The 18,089-nt window shown below is 37.5% G+C and carries 21 protein-coding genes; 11 read left to right on the top strand and 10 right to left on the bottom strand.

Annotated elements, in window-relative coordinates; all coding sequences use genetic code 11:
- The first annotated feature begins 101 nt into the window (after nucleotides 1-101).
- The 6 genes from ESZ36_RS19310 (at nucleotide 102) to rplI (ending at nucleotide 4,371) form a co-directional block, all read left to right on the top strand.
- A complete protein-coding gene (locus ESZ36_RS19310) occupies nucleotides 102-1,178 on the top strand; it encodes an acyltransferase family protein (protein ID WP_146790900.1) in 1,077 nt (358 codons plus the stop codon).
- Nucleotides 1,179-1,318: 140 nt separating this feature from the next.
- Complete coding sequence (locus ESZ36_RS19305; protein ID WP_146790898.1) at nucleotides 1,319-2,674, top strand: hypothetical protein; 1,356 nt, start codon at nucleotides 1,319-1,321, stop codon at nucleotides 2,672-2,674.
- A 192-nt stretch (nucleotides 2,675-2,866) separates the two neighbouring features.
- Complete coding sequence (rpsF, locus tag ESZ36_RS19300) at nucleotides 2,867-3,298, top strand: 30S ribosomal protein S6 (RefSeq protein ID WP_011041276.1); 432 nt, start codon at nucleotides 2,867-2,869, stop codon at nucleotides 3,296-3,298.
- A gap of 7 nt (nucleotides 3,299-3,305) precedes the next feature.
- A complete protein-coding gene (gene priB / locus ESZ36_RS19295; RefSeq protein WP_146790896.1) occupies nucleotides 3,306-3,620 on the top strand; it encodes a primosomal replication protein N in 315 nt (104 codons plus the stop codon).
- A 53-nt stretch (nucleotides 3,621-3,673) separates the two neighbouring features.
- On the top strand, nucleotides 3,674-3,901 hold the full coding sequence (gene rpsR / locus ESZ36_RS19290) for a 30S ribosomal protein S18 (protein WP_011041278.1): 228 nt from the start codon (nucleotides 3,674-3,676) through the stop codon (nucleotides 3,899-3,901).
- Nucleotides 3,902-3,918: 17 nt separating this feature from the next.
- Nucleotides 3,919-4,371 carry a 50S ribosomal protein L9 gene (gene rplI / locus ESZ36_RS19285; RefSeq protein WP_146790894.1) on the top strand — a complete coding sequence of 151 codons (453 nt, stop codon included), beginning with the start codon at nucleotides 3,919-3,921 and terminating at the stop codon, nucleotides 4,369-4,371.
- 147 nt (nucleotides 4,372-4,518) lie between these two features.
- Here the strand turns inward: rplI and ESZ36_RS19280 are convergent, their stop codons facing one another.
- From ESZ36_RS19280 to ESZ36_RS19270, 3 genes are all read right to left on the bottom strand, one after another.
- A complete protein-coding gene (locus tag ESZ36_RS19280; RefSeq protein ID WP_146790892.1) occupies nucleotides 4,519-5,706 on the bottom strand; it encodes a BamA/TamA family outer membrane protein in 1,188 nt (395 codons plus the stop codon).
- A 107-nt stretch (nucleotides 5,707-5,813) separates the two neighbouring features.
- Nucleotides 5,814-6,743, bottom strand: a complete 930-nt coding sequence (locus tag ESZ36_RS19275; protein ID WP_146790890.1) for a LysR family transcriptional regulator — start codon at nucleotides 6,741-6,743, stop codon at nucleotides 5,814-5,816.
- Between the two features lie 316 nt (nucleotides 6,744-7,059).
- The gene (locus ESZ36_RS19270) at nucleotides 7,060-7,935 is read right to left on the bottom strand and encodes a LysR family transcriptional regulator (RefSeq protein WP_146790887.1); all 876 of its coding nucleotides are present in this window, start codon (nucleotides 7,933-7,935) and stop codon (nucleotides 7,060-7,062) included.
- 86 nt (nucleotides 7,936-8,021) lie between these two features.
- Between ESZ36_RS19270 and ESZ36_RS19265 the strand changes: the two genes are divergently transcribed.
- Complete coding sequence (locus ESZ36_RS19265; protein WP_146790886.1) at nucleotides 8,022-8,450, top strand: PACE efflux transporter; 429 nt, start codon at nucleotides 8,022-8,024, stop codon at nucleotides 8,448-8,450.
- A 125-nt stretch (nucleotides 8,451-8,575) separates the two neighbouring features.
- Here ESZ36_RS19265 and yrfG read toward each other — a convergent pair whose 3' ends face one another.
- Complete coding sequence (yrfG, locus tag ESZ36_RS19260; RefSeq protein ID WP_146790884.1) at nucleotides 8,576-9,268, bottom strand: GMP/IMP nucleotidase; 693 nt, start codon at nucleotides 9,266-9,268, stop codon at nucleotides 8,576-8,578.
- A gap of 126 nt (nucleotides 9,269-9,394) precedes the next feature.
- On the opposite strand from yrfG, the gene nudE reads away from it, so the two are divergent.
- The 3 genes from nudE (at nucleotide 9,395) to ESZ36_RS19245 (ending at nucleotide 12,102) form a co-directional block, all read left to right on the top strand.
- Complete coding sequence (nudE, locus tag ESZ36_RS19255; protein ID WP_146790882.1) at nucleotides 9,395-9,946, top strand: ADP compounds hydrolase NudE; 552 nt, start codon at nucleotides 9,395-9,397, stop codon at nucleotides 9,944-9,946.
- Between the two features lie 56 nt (nucleotides 9,947-10,002).
- Nucleotides 10,003-10,824 carry a 3'(2'),5'-bisphosphate nucleotidase CysQ gene (cysQ, locus tag ESZ36_RS19250; RefSeq protein WP_146790880.1) on the top strand — a complete coding sequence of 274 codons (822 nt, stop codon included), beginning with the start codon at nucleotides 10,003-10,005 and terminating at the stop codon, nucleotides 10,822-10,824.
- A gap of 477 nt (nucleotides 10,825-11,301) precedes the next feature.
- Nucleotides 11,302-12,102 carry a DUF1338 domain-containing protein gene (locus ESZ36_RS19245; RefSeq protein WP_146790878.1) on the top strand — a complete coding sequence of 267 codons (801 nt, stop codon included), beginning with the start codon at nucleotides 11,302-11,304 and terminating at the stop codon, nucleotides 12,100-12,102.
- A 179-nt stretch (nucleotides 12,103-12,281) separates the two neighbouring features.
- Here the strand turns inward: ESZ36_RS19245 and ESZ36_RS19240 are convergent, their stop codons facing one another.
- From ESZ36_RS19240 to ESZ36_RS19220, 4 genes are all read right to left on the bottom strand, one after another.
- Nucleotides 12,282-12,518, bottom strand: coding sequence for a YheU family protein (locus ESZ36_RS19240; RefSeq protein WP_146790876.1), 237 nt, complete (start codon nucleotides 12,516-12,518; stop codon nucleotides 12,282-12,284).
- 346 nt (nucleotides 12,519-12,864) lie between these two features.
- The gene (locus ESZ36_RS19235) at nucleotides 12,865-13,002 is read right to left on the bottom strand and encodes a DUF3149 domain-containing protein (protein ID WP_146790873.1); all 138 of its coding nucleotides are present in this window, start codon (nucleotides 13,000-13,002) and stop codon (nucleotides 12,865-12,867) included.
- Nucleotides 13,003-13,080: 78 nt separating this feature from the next.
- Nucleotides 13,081-13,821 carry a tetratricopeptide repeat protein gene (locus tag ESZ36_RS19230; RefSeq protein WP_146790871.1) on the bottom strand — a complete coding sequence of 247 codons (741 nt, stop codon included), beginning with the start codon at nucleotides 13,819-13,821 and terminating at the stop codon, nucleotides 13,081-13,083.
- Nucleotides 13,822-14,141: 320 nt separating this feature from the next.
- Nucleotides 14,142-16,067, bottom strand: a complete 1,926-nt coding sequence (locus ESZ36_RS19220) for an ATP-binding cassette domain-containing protein (RefSeq protein ID WP_146790869.1) — start codon at nucleotides 16,065-16,067, stop codon at nucleotides 14,142-14,144.
- 202 nt (nucleotides 16,068-16,269) lie between these two features.
- On the opposite strand from ESZ36_RS19220, the gene ESZ36_RS19215 reads away from it, so the two are divergent.
- Nucleotides 16,270-16,473, top strand: a complete 204-nt coding sequence (locus ESZ36_RS19215; protein ID WP_011041295.1) for a YheV family putative zinc ribbon protein — start codon at nucleotides 16,270-16,272, stop codon at nucleotides 16,471-16,473.
- Nucleotides 16,474-16,744: 271 nt separating this feature from the next.
- On the opposite strand, the gene ESZ36_RS19205 is transcribed toward ESZ36_RS19215, so the two are convergent.
- Both ESZ36_RS19205 and ESZ36_RS19200 read right to left on the bottom strand, forming a co-directional pair.
- Complete coding sequence (locus ESZ36_RS19205; RefSeq protein WP_146790867.1) at nucleotides 16,745-17,008, bottom strand: SlyX family protein; 264 nt, start codon at nucleotides 17,006-17,008, stop codon at nucleotides 16,745-16,747.
- A complete protein-coding gene (locus tag ESZ36_RS19200; protein WP_246129176.1) occupies nucleotides 16,990-17,937 on the bottom strand; it encodes a WD40 repeat domain-containing protein in 948 nt (315 codons plus the stop codon). The genes ESZ36_RS19205 and ESZ36_RS19200 overlap by 19 nt, the downstream gene beginning before the upstream one ends.
- Between the last annotated feature and the right edge of the window lie 152 nt (nucleotides 17,938-18,089).

Raw genomic sequence — 18,089 nt, 5'->3', positions numbered from 1 at the left:
TAATTTAGTATTTATCCACCTCACATTAAAATGAGGTCTTCTTGTAAAAGACAGCGCTGTCTTTTACAATGATTAACTACAAATTCTGCTAGGAAATTAACATGACTCGTTATCTCGCGCTCGATGCTTTTAGAGGCATTACTATAGCTTTAATGATTTTAGTAAACACGCCAGGAACATGGTCACATGTATATGCCCCTTTATTACATGCAAAGTGGGATGGCGCAACGCCTACCGATTTAGTGTTCCCATTCTTCTTATTTATTATTGGCTCAGCCATGTTTTTCTCTTTCAAGAAAAGTAATTTCTCTGCTAGCCCTGAACAATTTAGGAAAATAATTAAACGTGGTTTTATCATGTTTTTTATTGGCTTTATGCTAAATGTTATTCCATTTACCGTTAATGCTGAAGATTGGCGAATTATGGGCATTTTACAACGTATAGGTATTGCTTACACTGTGGCCGCTTGTTTAGTACTAACGCTTAATAGAACAGGTGTTTTTATTGCGTCAGCAGTAATTTTAATAGCTTATTGGGCATTACTGCTTAGCGTGGGAGAGGGGGCTTTAACCATTGAGGGCAATGTTATTCGTCAGCTTGATTTAGCTGTATTTGGTGCTAATCACATGTATACCATGCGTGGTGTTGCTTTCGAGCCTGAGGGGCTTTTAAGTACTATTCCAGCAATAGTAAATATGCTACTGGGTTTTGAATTAACGCGTTATTTAACCAGTATTGAAGATAAAAGAAGTAGTGTTATCAAATTAACGCTTATTGGTGGCTTAGCCGTAGGGTTTGGTGCGCTATGGGGTTTAGTCTTACCTATTAATAAGTCGTTATGGACACCATCTTATGTCATTTACAGCACTGGTTTTGCTTGTCTATTACTTGCCGCCTTCATTTGGTTAATTGACATAATGAAACAAGTTAAATTGGCAGAGCCTTTACTGGTTTATGGTACTAATCCACTATTTGTCTATGTATTGTCATTTTTAGTAGTAACCATGTACTTAAACATTAATGTTGGAGATGTTTCCATGTACGCTTGGTTATATAAACAGCTTAGTGGCGTGTTTACACCGAAATTAGCCTCCTTTATTTTTGCTTTTTCACACGTAGCACTTTTCTGGTATGTTTCGCTAAAGCTATATCAACGAAAAATATTTATCAAAATATAAAAGTAATGTTTCAGGCCTTAACTTTAATGTTATGTTAAAATTAAGGCCTGAAAAACCTGCCAAAAAGTCCTTGTTTTTGCTATGCTTAGCTTATGGTTTTCAACCATGAACCATCATAAAATAAGGAATCTTTTTTACGAGTGAATAAAACTAAACTCAGCCAAGATGAAAACTTGTCCTTTAAGATTAGCCATCAGTTATTACCGCAAGATTATCAACGTATTGATCTGTATTTCTCACTGCCGGTTGAAATGGGTATTAACCCTAGTACTCTTAATGAGGAAGAGTTTTTCTATTCTAATATCAAAAACCATAGTGCTTACTATGCGGATCAATTGCATCTGCCATTAGTGAGAAGTCGCTTTGTCAGCCAAAAAAAAGGTGAGCAAAGTGATTATCGATTAAATCTTAATTTGTACTCCTATCAAGTTAAAAAAGCACTCGATGCTGATATCAAGCAAACATTAAAGTTAAAAGCGGCAGAAGAGTTTTATCCCGCAGCGGTTGAATTGGCAGAGCAAACTCTCTCACTGACTAAAAAACTAAGACGTTATACGCCTTCAGATAATAAACTAAATTCCTTTTTTGAAAATGCGGATAACTATTTAAGTTGGCATATAGAACAATCTTTCTTAAAGTTACTGTCAAGGGGCCCGAAAAGCTCAGAATTCACGGTTGAAAGAGAGCTACTCTTAAGTTTATGTCGAAGTGAAAATGAATATCGCATTGAAAATAAATATAACTCACAAGTTACCCTAGATGATGCTAACCGTATTACTAACAAAATGCGGTTATTACAAAGGTTAATAGAATACGGCGTGGTCTTTCAGCGAAAAACTCGATATTTAAATGTTAACTTAAAACGTTTTGTGCGTGGCGTTGTTACTGCTGTTATTATGGCTTTTGTTATGTTGTTAGTGCTTAATGCCCGTACTAACTTTACTGAAGTAACCGTTGCTTTAGTGGCTTTTTTGGGGCTTATTTACGGTTTACGAGAAACCTTTAAAGAAGACTTAACCAGTCTTATATGGCGTAAAATTCAAAAAGGTCGACCCAAATGGCAAAACTTATTTACTCATAGTGTGACTAAAAAGCGTATTTTGAGCCAAATTCTGTGGTTAGAGTACATAAGTAATAAAGACCTGCCTAAATCTGTTAATTCATTGTTTCAGCAACGTAGGCAACAAAATAAGCAAGCTGCACAATTATTGCATTTTCGCTGTGACAATAAGGTTATGGCCAAAGAATTCTTACCTGGCTACGATGAAATTCAGCAGCAAACATTTTTCAATTTAACACCTTTTGTCCGTTTTTTGAAAAAAGGGGCGGGTCGACTATACAGTTTAGAAGGGCAAAAAATTTCAAGCCAAGGTGTCGAGCAGCGTTATCAAATCAATCTTATTTTACGCCATTTCTGTAAAGGTGAAGAATCTTTACAGCGTTTTAAAATAACCTTGAATCGCTCAGAAATTGTCAATATTGAATCAATAAAGTAGCTGTACTTTTAGTTCAAAAGGTAAGTACAGCCTACTGTTCTCTATGTATGTAGACATCACGTCGTTATTGCTTGCTTTTACAGGTTGTTTTCCCTACAATACGCCTCCTTAATTCAGCCTGAACTTTTGTTCCTTGTCTCAACTGGTGTTGGCTGTGCCAGATTATGAGACTACAACCGTAAGGAGCTCGTAATGCGTCATTACGAAATCGTATTTATGGTTCACCCTGATCAGAGTGAACAAGTGTCTGGTATGATCCAGCGCTACACAGACTTGATCAATGCTGCTGAAGGCAAAATCCACCGTCTAGAAGACTGGGGCCGTCGTCAATTAGCATACCCAATCAACAAACTACATAAAGCACACTATGTTCTTATGAACATTGAAGCGCCACAAGTAGTTATTGATGAGCTTGAAACTGCTTTCCGTTATAACGATGTTGTTATTCGTAACATGATTATGCGTACTAAAGACGCGGTAACTGAAGCATCGCCAATGGCTGCTGCTAAAGAAGAGCGTCGTGACGATCGCCGCGAAGTTAAGAAAGATGTTGCTGCTGCGCCAGTTGAAGCTAAAGAAGACTCTGTTGAAGAGAAATCTGAAGAAGCTGCTAGCGAAGAATAAGTAATCTGTGATTGTCTCGCAAGAGAATTGCCTAGTGTTGATCGGTGAGGTGGTGAGAACCCCCAAACAGTCAACCAGCCCTGCAGGTATTAGTCATAGTCAGTTTTCAATAGACCATAAGTCTATACAAAATGAAGCTGGTATGAATCGACAAGCATTTGTCCGAATACAAGTAGTTGCTACAGGTGATTTATCACACTTAACTCGTGAATTAATTGCAGGGAATGTAATAAAAGTGACCGGTTTTATAAATCGCCACGAATCTAGAAACGGTAACCCGCTTTTAGCATTACATGCTCAGCAAATTGAAATGATTAATTAGGCTTTATTTACTAACAAAATAGTTAACTAAATAAAACCATATTGGAGAACTCCATGTCTCGTTTTTTTAGACGTCGTAAGTTTTGCCGCTTCACAGCGGAAGGCGCAACATCTATCGATTATAAAGATATTGCAACTTTAAAAAATTATATCACTGAAAGTGGTAAAATTGTTCCTAGCCGTATCACTGGTACTGCTGCTAAATATCAACGTCAATTAACTCGTGCGATTAAACGCGCTCGTTACTTGTCATTGTTACCATACACCGACTTACATAAGTAAGCTAATAGGGGTTTAAAATGGAAGTAATACTTCTTGATAAAATCGCCAAATTAGGCGGCCTTGGTGACAAGGTATCTGTTAAATCAGGTTATGCACGTAACTACTTATTACCACAAGGTAAAGCAGTATTTGCATCAGAAGCTAACGTTGAGCACTTTGAAGCTCGTCGTGCTGACATCGAAGCTAAATTAGCTGAAGTATTAGCAACAGCTGAAGCTCGTGCAGCTAAAATTGTTGAACTAGCTGAAGTTACTATCGCATCAAAATCTGGTGACGAAGGTAAATTATTTGGCTCTATTGGTACTCGTGATATCGCTGATGCGATCACTGAAGCTGGCGTTGAAGTAACGAAAGCTGAAGTACGTTTACCATTAGGTGCTATCCGCGAAACAGGTGAATTCGAAATCGCTATTCACTTACATCACGATGTTGATACTAGCATCAAAGTTGTAGTTATCGCTGAAGCATAATTTATAACTGAGCATTTACTTAGGTTAATGCTCAGATTATAAAACAAAATACCGCATTCTCATTGAGACTGCGGTATTTTTTTATCTGCGTATATTGCAAAATAGCGCGTATGGACAATGTTGTTATTGTTTGTTTTAATCAGTAATTTACCAAGCAGAGCCAGCTTGGATGTAAAACACCGTATCCTCAGGGCCTTTGGCAATATCTATACCCATATTAAAATCGTAACGCCTAGCAATTAGGTAGCGAAATCCCGCTCCTTTACTAACACGACTGTCGCTGTCTGAAAAATCAGAAAAACTATCGCTGGCTTTTCCTATACCGGCAAATGCACTCAGCTCCCAACGTAAATTGATTCTATATGCCACTTCAAGTTCTGATAAGGCAACTGATTGCCCTTGGTACCTAGCTGCTGGAATACCACGCATCGAAATATAGGGAGTCGCATAAGGAGGTAAAATTTGCTCAGAGTCGACATAATTAGCTTCAACTCTAATTGCCGTACGCCAATGATCAGTGATCTTGAAGTAATTTAGTGCAGTTAATTCAGTTAAGGTGTAATCAACATCCGAGCCTATAACATCATCGAACCAAAGGTAATTAAGCTCATACTTTAGCCCGTCAGTTGGTGAAAAGAAATTATCTCTTGAGTCGTATTCCAATGTTAGTCCTGCACCAGAAGTGACTATGTTAGTAGAAAGTGCCGGTCGTAAATCACTTGGGATTTTACTCATAATATTACCAGAGTTGACTATGCTAACCTGCGCATCAACGTATCGATGCATAGGACCAAAATAAAAAGCACTATCACCCAGCTTAAACTTTAGCGTTTGCATTATTGCAGTCGCTTGTGTATTGATTTTTAAGGGGCTAGGTAAGGCTAGATCACCAAAGCCGTAGAAGTTTAGGTTTATATCGCCATAACCACCGCCGCCCATATAGCGAATGCTGCCTTTATTGAAAAAACCAAGATGACCACCTCCAATAAAATAAGAGTCGTTACCTGTATAGGCACCAAAAGCGGCAGAAATGCTTGGCGGCATTAAGCTGTGTGATGCTTTATCATTACTTTCATCCTGCATTGTTTTTAATCGAGCGGCTTGTTCTTCTTCTGACTCATGAAAAAACAAACCCATCATGCCTAAGCCCCCATCTACAGCAGGGTCAGTAATGATGATAGGTACAGGTAAAAAACCATAAGCATTTTCTGAAAGATAACGTGAAGCATCAAGATTGCCATCGAGTTTATCGGTAAAAATTCCTGAAGCTGCAAAAGCACTGGATGATAACAAGGGGAGCAAAATAAGCGCGACGATTTTTTTTAAAAGGGTCATGAGCTACTCTTTGAAAGTATTAGCGAAAATCCTAACTTTGAAGTAGGGCTATACGCTTATTATTACAGCAATATTCTACTAGAAGCTAATGATTAGCAAGGGATGAATTATAAAGCATGCTGTAATACTTTATCTCTTAGCCATTGATGTGCAGTACTATTTACCGTGCGCTGATGCTGTAGTAGAAATAACTCCACCATATTACTCTCAGTCTGTTCAAACTGATAAACACTGACCAGCTCTTCTTTATATGTGGAAGAATGTATAAAGAAACTGGGTGCTATAAGTAAGGTGTCTGATGATTTTAATAACTCAACCAGAATACTCAATTGACTCGTTTTTAATTGTATATCACGTTTGAAGCCCTGCTTGAGTAGAATACTATCAATAGGATTGGTAAAAATAGCGCCAGAGTCTTCATTTACATTTAATTCAAGAAAACGGTAAGTTAGGCAGTCAGCTAGTTCAACTTTATGTTGTGCCGAGAGAGGATGAGTCTTTCTCGCGAAAATCGATAATGATAACTTTCCTAAAGAAGTCGCGATAAAGGCGGTATCGGTTGGTTTTTCAACATGAATAGCGAAATCTAGAAAACCTGATTCAAGTGATTTATTTGAGCTCATCTTTGCCGAGTATTCAGATAATTGCACCCCGGGTGCCTCATTATTTATAGCCTGTACTAAGGGTAAAAAAATAGCATGACTTGTCAGCGATGGTAGCGAGATAGAGAAATTTTTATCACAAGTCTGAGGTGAAAAATCATCATCATGCAGAATTGATTCAAGTTTTTGCAATAAGTCAGGCAATAAAGCCTCAATGCTATGCGCTTTTTCTGTTGGCACTATACCTGATGCTGTGCGATGAAAGAGAGGGTCATCGAAAAGATCTCTCAAGCGTTGTAAGGTTCTGCTCATGGCAGATTGTGATAAATAAAGACGCTCAGCAGCTCGACTGACATTTTTTTCTTTTAATAACACACTAAGTGATACTAATAAGTTAAGGTCAACTCGTGCTAACTTCTGCTCTAATAAAGCCATCTTTTACCTACTCATTACCCTGTGATGATTGGAGTATACATCACTATATAAATTATGCGTATTGCGCATATCTATCAAAGTAGTTAGTTATTCAACACATAACTTAATGGGCACACGTTTTTTGATTAGTAGTTTGTAGGTCGATTTAAAGAGTAAAATAAGCGACAGAGAATGAGCTTTAAGTGTTCTGTTTTTTGAGTATTAACTATATTTAAATCAATATTTAAATCAATATTTAATTCAACGTAATAGATGACAAAAAACAGTTCAGGGTATGAACTGATTAGTTGATTATCTTTAGTTTAAATAATATCACCTATAAGAGGTTTCGTAATAATTGTCTAAGGACTTTAAATACCTCCAAGTTGCTGTGTCGTTGATGTTGAACCACATCAACATTAGCCTGCCATCCCATTTCTTCAAACTCAAGTGGTAGCTTAACTAACTGACCACTTTCAACGGATTCATTAGCGATATGATTAGGCAGCAAGCACCATCCATTCCCTTGTAATGCCAGTTCAAGCAATAGAAAGTAATTATCTGCATACCAAACATTAGGGCTCAGCTTTAATTGGAAACTACTTGATTGTGTATTGCGAGAGCGAATAAGTAACTGACGATGCAGTCTTAAGCTATCGATATTTTTACATACTTGGTTTGCCAATGGATGAGATTTAGCAACGTATAAGTCAAACTTGATTGAACCAATACATTCAAAGTCTAAATAACTAGGAATGGTTATTTCACTAAAAACAATCCCCGTTAAAGCTTTTACATTTTTTAACATATCGATTATATCGGGACTTGAGGCACTTAAGAATTCTAGGGTGATATTTGGAAATTCATCTTGTAGTTTGCTAATAATGCCTGCAATAAGTTTAAACGAGATCCCTTCGTCTAACGCTATTGTTATTTCTTTTGGGGTGTTATCTGTTAATGATAAAGCCGAGTTTTTTAAACGCTGATGCTGATCAATCACTGCCTGTGCATGTGGTAATAACTTCTCACCTGCTTCTGTAAGTGTCGGATATCGTCCTGAACGGTCAAACAATGTGGTATTACAATCTATCTCTAAATTAATAACATGTTGACTCACCACAGATTGAACTTTATTTAAACGACGGGCGGCAGCAGAAAAAGAACCTGTTTCTACTGTTGTGATAAAGGCTTGTAGTTGTTCAACACTAAACATATCGTTTTAACCGATGGTATGTAGTTATTTTGTATCTTTATTTTAGATTAAAATAGTCAAATCGTCACTAAATAGAGAAATGAAAAATGAATACAATTGAGCGAATTTATCAGGCCATTCTATTTGAGGTTCTTGCACTAATGATAGTTGTACCAACGACAGTTTTAATTGCCGGTTACGAAACGGATAAAATGGCAATTGCAGGTATCGCTCTATCTATTTTCGCTATGTTTTGGAATTATATCTACAATATCGTTTTCGATAAATTAGCAGGCTATAACCGTGTAGAGCGAGGTTTAACGATACGTATTATTCATGCAATAGCATTTGAGTTTGGGATGATTTTAATTACCTTACCGGTATTAGCATGGTATTTAAATATTACTTGGCTTGAAGCAACCTTTTTAGAGGCTGGCTTTTTAGTTTTTATTTTAATTTATACTTTTATATTTAATTGGCTATACGATAGATACCAACCTTATAAAAGGTGGATTAGTCATGAACAATATAGTTAATGTTTAGTTCGCCAATGCTTTGCTCGCTAATTATGTGAACGGGCAATACCCATTGACACTATTTTAAGTACTATTAAAACCGTGTCAATGAAGAGTCATATAATGCTATGTATTTTTGTTGGCAGCTAATTACTGGTGCCGTTGATCAATTCTTTACTCAACTGTGCTGTTAATAGATCAAAGTTGGTAATAGCGGGGAAATCAGTAATGACATTCGCTGATTTTTTACTATCAGGGTTAGCAACAGCAAGTAAATGTTTAATACCGAATTGTTGGGCAGACTGAAGTATTTCTATACTGTCATCAATAAAGAGTGTTGAGTCACAATCAAAGCCATGTTTTTCTTGCAGACGTTGCCACAATAATTGTGACTCTTTGGTAACACCAAAGTCATGAGTTGAGTAAAGCACATCAAAGTATTGGTCTAATTGAGTACGTTCAATTTTCAATGATAATGATTCGGGGTGCGCATTTGTCACTAACACCACATCTCTGCCACTTGCTTTTAGTGCTATTAAAAAATCTCTTGCGTCAGTACGTAATTGAATCAAATGTTGTATTTCTCGTTTGAGCTCCTTAATTGGCATTTGTGTTTGTTCAGCCCAGTAGTCGAGGCAATACCATTTAATCGTACCAACAACAGATAAATAATCAGCTTTGAGCTTTGCTTTGGCATCATCAAGTGAAATCGACATTTTTTCACTGTAACGCGCAGGCAGATGTTCTAACCAAAAGTGGTTATCATAATGTAAATCTAAAATAGTACCGTCCATATCAATTAAAACAGTAGAAATTTCTGACCAATTAATGCTCGCCATTTTAGCCAATCCTCAAAAAAACATTCAGTGTAATAAATAATACCATTTTGCTATTCCAAAAGTATGGATTATCGTGTCATTATAGTGATATCTAAGGAAAAGCAATTAACCAATGTGGCTAGAATTATGGCAGATGAAAACCAATTACCTATCATTACTCATCGCCAACAAGTGGCTAAAAGTGCACTATTTGGCATTGAACAAATCGACCTGACTTTCAGTAATGGCGAACAAAGGCAATATGAGCGCATGATGGGCTCAGGGCGTGGTGCTGTGATGATAGTGCCAATGATTGATGATGAGACATTATTATTGGTACGTGAATATTGTGCAGGTACGCACAGTTATTTATTAGGTTTCCCCAAAGGGCTGATTGATGAAGGTGAGCTTGCAGAACAGGCTGCCAACCGAGAACTTCAAGAAGAAATTGGTTATGGTAGTGATAAAATGCATCAGATAACTGAAATGATGATGGCCCCCGCTTTTTTTAATGCAAAAATGACCATATTCTTAGCTAAGAACCTTTACAGTGCTGAACTTGAAGGGGATGAACCCGAACCATTACAGGTGGTGTCTTGGCCAATTAAAGACTATAAAGAACTATTACAGCAAACAGATTTTACTGAAGCACGCAGTATTGCAGCATTAATGTTAGTACGTGATCTTCTTGACGTTTAACTTTTAGTCAATTGAAAAGTGACCTAGTACTAAAGCACGAAGACAGAGGTATAACGATGAGCCAAGATAAATTACTGAACATTGCTTTAGAAAGCGCAAAGAAAGCTGGCGTAGAAGTAATGAAATATTATCGTCAGGGAAACTATACTGCAGAAACCAAAGCTGATGAAAGCCCAGTAACCAGTGCTGATTTAGCAGCAAATGACATCTTAATGGACCAGCTCAAAACACTCACACCAGATATCCCTATTATTTCTGAAGAAGTGGGTACTGTGCAGTTAAATGAGCGAAAAGATTGGTCTCGTTACTGGTTGCTCGATCCTATTGATGGAACGGGTGAATTCATCATAGGTAGCGGCGATTTTGCAGTAAATATCGCGCTCGTTGAAAATGGTTGGCCAACACTGGGTGTTATTCACGCGCCGGATCACTGCCTAACCTATTATGGTCAAAAAAACCTTGGTGCTTTCAAAGATAATAACCAAGCCAGTCATGCCATTCGTGTGGCAGAATATCAAGAAAACCGTCGTATTAAAGTCGCCATTAGTCGTCGTCATCAACTTGAACTCATGGGACAATATTTAAATAGTGAATATGATTATGACTATGTTGCTTTAGGTAGTTGTTCATTAAAAAACTGCCTTATTGCTGAAGGGGGAGCCGATTGTTATTTACGTGTAGGAGTCACTGGCGAATGGGATACGGGGGCTAGTCAATGTATTTTAGAACAAGCCGGCGGTGATATTATCGATAGTGAATTTAATCCTTTAAGTTACAATAAACGAGAAAGCTTACTTAATCCTGATTTTGTCAGTTTAGGCGCGAGAGACTTTCCATGGCAAAAAATAATTAAAGCACATAGAAAAGTTTATGAATAACAAGCAACTAAATTTAATTATTAAGTGCCTATTCTCGGAGTAATATCGTCTTTTATTACTGATATTATGAAGAGGTTCGTTTTGCTTACGATTTGTGCTAAATTAGCGCTATTCATCGAAGTGTGCTTACTGGCAACTTCCCGTACTATCGTGATCAGGTAATTTTGTTTTAGCTATGTTATCAAGCGTATTAAAAAAACATATATCTCACCATCAAGCAGGACGTCGTCCTTGCTTCTTTAAAAGTATCGATCAAATCTAAATTTTTGGTAGATGGCCCATGCTGTCAACCAAAATATCATTTTGCTATTTTCCCGACCGTTTTGCTATCTGCTATTATTTCAGCTATTAATTTTACCTGTATCAATACTTTTATCTGTAAAGTTAATTGTCTGAGTTATAACCACTAATATTTAATTAATACCCTTAAATTAATATCAATAAAATATAACCACTCAATAAGTAAGAGGAAAAACCATGGCAGCGCAAGTAACCGCACTTTTTAATGAGATCTGGGAACAATATCTCAGCGTGACTCCGTCAGCAAAAAAAATTCACCAATTACTAGGTAATGGTAATGATGTAATTAACGATCATGTTGCTTACCGTACCTTTAACCATCCTAAAATTAATTTAGCACAATTAGCTAAAGGGCTGTTGGCTTTGGGTTACACCGAATGTGGCCAATATGACTTTTCTTCCAAAAAATTGGATGCTAAACATTTTGAACATACAGATAGCACTATGCCTAAGGTGTTTATTAGTGAATTACGTGTTGAAGAATTCTCTAGTGAAGTACAAGACATTATTGCGGGTTTAATCGCACAGTTACCAGAAGATGTTAGTGACCGAGCTGACTTTCTTTACGCTGGTCGTTTGTGGGAAATTAGTTCAAAAGATTATGATACTCTGCTAAATGTTAGTGAGTATGCTGCATGGTTAGCCGCATGGGGTTACCGTGCAAATCACTTTACCGTGAGCATTAATCACTTAGCTAACTACGAAGATATAGAAGTAGTAAATGCTACCCTTAAAGATGCTGGCTATGTACTCAATGCGAATGGCGGTGAAATAAAAGGTGATGAAGCGGTGAAATTAGAGCAATCATCGACACTTGCGGATAAAGCACCGGTAGATTTTTCTGATAAAACAATGGAAATTCCAAGTTGTTTCTATGAATTTGCTAAACGCTATCCTCTAGCGAGTGGTGAACTTTATACTGGTTTTGTTGCAGCATCCGCAGATAAAATTTTCGACAGTACAAATGCTAAAGGCTAGATCGCGCTATTATTCCCTAAGCTTTTAATAGTAGTGTGAAAAGGTATTAAATTATTAAGCCAGTGCTAAGTCTCTGGCTTTTTTAATGGGTATGTTTTGCTCTGCATACTTTTAGAGAGACGTTATATTCGGATAGCTTTATGGGGAAATCATCAGTCCTATTTAATAACAGGCATCAATTACATTTCTTCTTCCATTCCTGCCTTAAATTGCTCGCTAGGTAATATGTTGATACTTTCGTGCAGCTCAGAATAAACTAATACCGCACTACCTTGTTCAAGTTGCTTTTTCACTTGAGATATTTTAGCTTCTTTACTCACATCTTCAGCGCCATATTCAGTACCTTCACGTAAGATGAATCCTTCAATAATAGCAGTTAATGTTTCATGTGATAGTTGATCTAGGGGAATAATCATAAGGGGGACTTCAGGCTTTTAGATAATGAATAGTTATTGTACCGCTGAATCACTTTATCCCAAACGGATTAATTTACTGCATAATAAAATGCGTCAATCGAGAGCTCAAAGCAATGATGTAAACAGAATGAATTTCTATTTTAGGGGTGGTGTTATCAGCTTGTTTACGACATTCGAAGGGCATTTACCTAATAACAAAGTAAAAGGCTTAAATTAGCTGTTGAAAGACTTGTCGTCAACATAATGATATTTTAACAGACTTAATTAAAACATTGTTACTTACTAGTATAACTAGTTGAGCTCTAATTAGCCTGTATAAGGAGAATCAATGAAGTTGATACAATACTTAGTGCTTTTTACTATCGTCTTGAATATGCTTAATAAAGTAATAAACATAAAAGGCACAAATACCGAGCATAATGGCTATACCGCCAAAAGAGAACATCACTACAGGGTCATTGGTTAACATTGATAATAAATTCATATTGAGCTCCATAATTTTCTAAGTCATTGTTGATATACCTAGTGTAATTAAGTCGCTCAATGATTAAGCTGATTTAGATCAATAGAAGCGCTGCTTTTCTGCCATTTTTGCTTTCATTTCCTGCTGATCCCTTATTTTCTGATAGATATCATTAGCTTTATCAATGCCATTTTCAATTTTAAGTTTAGATAAATCTCTTTCATCCATTAAACGACTTTTTTCAGCATTAGGGTAGCCGTTCCATGATGCGATGGTATTCCAGACATAGGACAGTTCAGTACTTTTTTCTACGCCTTTACCTTCACTATAAAGTAACGCTAAATTATACTGCGCTAGGGCATAATTTTGATTAGCAGCATTTTTATACCAACGCGATGCTTTGAAATCATCTTGTTTAATTCCTGTGCCATTTGCATACATTACTGCTAAATTAAACTGCGCACTGGGTAAGTCTTTGTTGGCCGCTTTCTGAGTAAGTTCAAATGCTTTTTTAAGACTTTGTTTTACTAACTTACCGTCTGAGTAAATTAAGGCCAGTTCAAATTGTGCGTCTGGGTAGTTTTGTGCTGCAGAAAGTTCAAATAACTCCAGTGCTTTCATACTATCTTTAGGAACAGAGTAACCGTGAAGATAAACCAAGGCCATTTGATATTGGGCTGGAGCATAACCTTCATTAACCAATGGACGAAACTGCTCGATAGCTGCTTTAAATTCCCCTCGGTTTAATTCATACATTCCCTGCTCAATGTCATTACCCTGGCTCAATACTGAGAAACTGCTTAGCAGTGTGAAGGTAAGCAGTAATATTTTAGTACGCATAATATTTCCTCTTCTAGCGGTAACTATCGATTGTATACTCGCTCCACTTGAAAATGCTCGTTTCAGGAAATCTGAGTGAATCATAATCAAGGCACATTTTTTTGTTAAGGGTCACTCCCTTAAAAATAAATGTAACGACGAGTATGGTTTGCTCAGCTTCCCTCGAAGGACTGTTTTATAAACTCTTTATGCTACGTTATTGATTTCGAGAATAGAATAATATTCCCTTCAATCAATGCCTTGCTTAAAGGCGTTTATAATTCCAGCTGAATCCTGCATCTTCAAGTAGAACGGATATAGATTAAGTGTAGATGAAAAAATCAATCGGTGACTGACATCATCTCTTCAATCTGCTCTGCTAGTTCAAGCCAAAGCATTTCATTTTCTTCAATATCGCTTTTCAAATTACCTTGTTTTTTCAGTAAGTCTGTTAGTTCAGCTTTACGCTCTGATTGATAAATCTCGCTATCACTTAATAAAGCTTCAACCTTGGTTAGCTCTTCTTGCCACTGATGAACTTTTTTCTCTAATTTATCAGCTTCTTTACGTATAGGGGCTGATTTTTTTCTTAGCTCCGCTTGCTGCTGACGAAGTTGTTTTTTGTCTAAACCTTTATCACCGCTTTGTTGATCGGTTTTGATTGATTTTATTGCTTGTTTTTTATCATCATTTAACCACTGCTGGTAATCATCGATATCGCCACTAAAATCACTCACTCGGCCGTTTGCAACAAGATAAAATTCATCAACACATGATTCTAATAAGAACCTATCATGAGCAATCAAAATAATCGCGCCGCCAAAGTCTTGTAATGCCATCACTAATGCTTGGCGCATTTCTAAATCTAAATGGTTGGTTGGTTCATCAAGTAGTAATAACTGTGGCTTTTCTAAAACAATCAAAGCCAGTACTAAACGTGCTTTTTCACCACCCGACATAGTCGAAACTTGTGATAACGCTTGGTCGCCACTAAAGCCGAACTTTCCTAAAAAGGTACGGGCTTGTGGTTCACCTAAAGCAGGTTTAGCACGCAAAATATGATCAACAGGGCTTGACGGTGCATGCAATTGCTCTAATTGATGCTGAGAAAAATAACCCACGGTTAAATCTTGTGCGCAGTAACGTTTACCACCAAGTAGGGCAAGTTCACCAGCAAGGGATTTAATTAGGGTTGATTTACCTGCGCCATTTCTACCTAATAAACCAATGCGACTACCAGGTATTAACGTTAAACCAACGTGATCTAGAATAATCGCCTGCTCACCATGATCAGATTTAGGATAACCACACTGACTTTCATCAAGTGATAAAAGTGGATAAGGCAAACTTTCAGGCTCTGCAAAGCTGAAAGTAAATTGGCTATCCACATGCGCAGGTGCTAAATCAGGTAACTTTTCTAAACGTTTTAATCGACTTTGCGCTTGTTTTGCTTTACTTGCTTTCGCGCGAAAACGATCAACAAAAGCGGTTAGATGCGCAGCTTCTTTTTGCTGCTTTTGATATTGTGCGTCTTGTTGCGCTAAATGTTCGCGGCGTTGGCGTTCAAAAGCAGTATAGTTGCCGCTGTATAATTTAGCCCGCTGATGTTCAATATGAAGTATTTGACCAATAACCGTATCCAGAAAATCACGGTCATGTGAAATGAGGACTAAGGTGCCAGTAAAGCGCTTTAACCATCGTTGTAGCCAGATAACTGCATCTAAATCTAAATGGTTGGTCGGTTCATCGAGTAATAACAAGTCAGCTCGAGATATTAGCGCCTGGGCTAAGTTTAATCGCATGCGCCAACCACCAGAAAAATCTTTCACTGGATTATCAAGTTGTGATTGTAAAAAACCTAAACCATGCAACAACTCACCAGCGCGAGCAGGTAAACTGTATCCGCTGATGGTATCTATTTTATTGATAATGGTGGCTTCAAGGTTACCGTTATCATCAATACGTGCCTGCTCAAGCTGTTGCTCTAACTGGCGAAACTCTTTATCGCCATCCATCACGTAATCAAGGGCAGTTTGTTCTAACGAAGGGGTTTCTTGTCTTACGGTGGCAATATCCCAGCTTGTCGGTAAAGCTAAATCGCCAGAGTCAGGTGATAAATCACCTAATAGAGCGGCGAAAAGAGACGATTTTCCACAGCCATTACTGCCTACTAAGCCAACCTTGTGGTTAGGGTGTATGGTAAAGCTAGATGATTTTATTAGGTTTTTAGCCCCTCTATCTAAACTTAAGTCTGTGGCGATAATCAATGGTATTTCCTCGGAAAAATGGCATAGTGAGGCAGAGATAACACCCACTAAAAAAATGCTGATGCATTGTCGCTTTTCCTATGACCACTATTCAAGGTAAAATAGCGCTAATTCTGGATTAAATGTCGAGCCTGTTGAACTTACATGTTGAAAAAACTATCAACAAAGAACAGCAGAGCCTAATAATAAGTAGTAGATAACTATGAGCAAAGCCCTAAAAAAGAGATTTATCGCCGGCGCTGTCTGTCCTAAATGTAAAGCAATGGACACCATGGCATTGACCAAAGAAAACGGTGTTGAAAAAGTGACTTGTGTGAGTTGTGGTGAACAAATGGTGCAAACGGAAGAACAAGTTGAGAAGGTTGTTCGTGAAAACGAGCAAGTGATTGGTGTATTTAAACCTTGATAACATGAGTTTTTTTGCGGTATTGCGCTAAGGCGTTGTGATTAAACAATAGTTAGCGCATCAAAAGTACTCATTGATAGCCATCAACTCTGTGCTCTTTACTTCTAATGAAAGGTTTCTAATTAAACCAGCCCTTTGAGGAAGGCTGAGTAAATCATACTCAGCGTTACATTTCTTTTTAAGGGAATATCCCTTAATAAAAAAATGTGCCTTAATTATTAATTGCTCTGACTTCTTGAAACGAGCATATTCAAGTGGAGCGGGTATAGGTTTAGTAATGCGGTGGTGGTGGCTCAATTTCTTCATTGTCACACGATAAGCTACCGGCATCTTTTAAACGGTTAGCGACTAATTGAATTTGATGTTTCAGCTCTGAAATTTCATGCTGATGGGCAGCTAACTCTTCGCTTAACTGATCAATGACATCATCTTGAAAGACATTACGTGATTCTAAAGAGTCAACACGCTCTTCTAATTGCTGAATGTAGTTGGCGTTTGTGCTGTGCGCACTTAAAGTTATTTCGTGATTGGCCATGATTCAACATATCCTGATGAGCTTATCGTTAATAGATCGTTATTATCGCCAAATGCGACACTATACACAACCGCTCCTGTAGGTCTTTTTGCCTCTTTTGGCGTAACAAACCAATGTGACAGGCGTTTACCTGTGGCAATATCCCAAACACTGACCTTTTTGGTGGCTGCTCCGGTGATTAGTGTTTTACCGTCAGGAGAAAAACGTACAGTGCTAAATACTTCGTGGCGTTTTGTTCCTTGCAGGCTACTAACACGTTTACCGGTTTTTAAATCCCAAATATAGGCACCTTTCATACTGTCAGCAGAAAAGGCATAACGCCCTTTAGCATCTAATGCTACTTTTGATACCCGTGAACTATGGTTAAATTGATAAACCACTTGCCCTGATTGTGTATCCCAAACATATGCGGTGAAATCATTACCACCAGATATAGCCACACGACCATTGGGCAGCATATCTACCGAATTTATTTTCTCTTTATGGCCTAAAAACTCTAACCGTCTTCCGGTATCAACGGCAACATGAACCACGGTACCGTTACTTTTTCCAATAAGTAAGTAATCACCACCATTACTGATATCTATATCTCTGATATGAGATTCTCGCACTTGCCAATAACCTTCCGATTTACCCGATTTTAAATTCCACAGGGCAAAGTTTTTTCTATTTGCAGTCAGTACATGGCTAGCGTTGTCGCTAATATCAATGGAGAGGACTAAATTGTCACTGGTATTTTGTTCTTGTGCCCAGTTATAAATACGCTCATTTTTAGTTAAATCCCACACACTCAAACCATGATGAATAGATGAGACTACCGAGAACTTGGCATCACTAGAAATCTGGCCAGCATAGGCACCTTCAACAGACTGTTGCCAGCGTTGCAATGGTTCTTGCGTTAGAGGCTTACAAGCCGTGAGTGTAGTCAATAAGATGACTGGAAAAATCCAATTACAATTTAACAATATATTAATACTTTTTTATTTGCGCATTTATCGTTAGTATAAGTTCTTTTTTGAAATTGTTTAGTGTTATCTTTACTTAAATAGGAAGTTTAATTTAAAGTTAAATTTTACAAGTT

Origin of the sequence: Colwellia demingiae (genome assembly GCF_007954275.1) — a bacterium.
Classification (GTDB): Bacteria; Pseudomonadota; Gammaproteobacteria; order Enterobacterales; family Alteromonadaceae; genus Colwellia; species Colwellia demingiae.
Note: the sequence above shows the minus strand (reverse complement) of the source record. Positions and strands in the feature narration are given on the sequence as shown.